The sequence below is a fragment of the Paraburkholderia sp. EG304 genome (assembly GCF_046543485.1).
Lineage (GTDB): Bacteria > Pseudomonadota > Gammaproteobacteria > Burkholderiales > Burkholderiaceae > Paraburkholderia > Paraburkholderia youngii.
In genome coordinates, this window is sequence record NZ_JBKGUA010000375.1 from 1 (window position 1) to 380 (window position 380).

Here is a 380-nt window from a genome sequence, read left to right on the forward strand (position 1 = left end):
CCTTGTCGGGCGCTGCATCGGGCTTTGTCGCACAGAAGGTTTCACAGGCCATGGCGCAGCGTTCAGGTCTTGAGATCATCGTGCGCAAGAGTTCGGGCGCCACGGTTGTCGTCGCTCAACCGGACGATCAGCGTTTTGTCCCGGGCGAGCACGTGCTTCTCGTTTCGACCAGTTCGGGTCTTCGCGTCACTCACTGACCGTCCTTCAAATGCCGGCACCACCGCCGGCGCATTCCTTCATCGCGAGGTGTTCCCTAACAGGCTGTTGAAATACCTCCCGCGCACGTCATCCGCGCGGGAGGGGTAAACGTTGAAACAAAGAACCGGACAACACTGAGACTGAAGCGATGCGCGGAGCGGACGGCTATACCGAGTCGATGT

Annotated in this window: 1 pseudogene; it reads left to right on the forward strand. The window is 59.7% G+C overall.

Features of this window, described 5'->3' with window-relative positions:
* A pseudogene (locus tag ACLFKU_RS44355) lies at positions 1 to 197 on the forward strand (hypothetical protein); the annotation flags it as partial.
* Positions 198 to 380 lie beyond the last annotated feature (183 nt).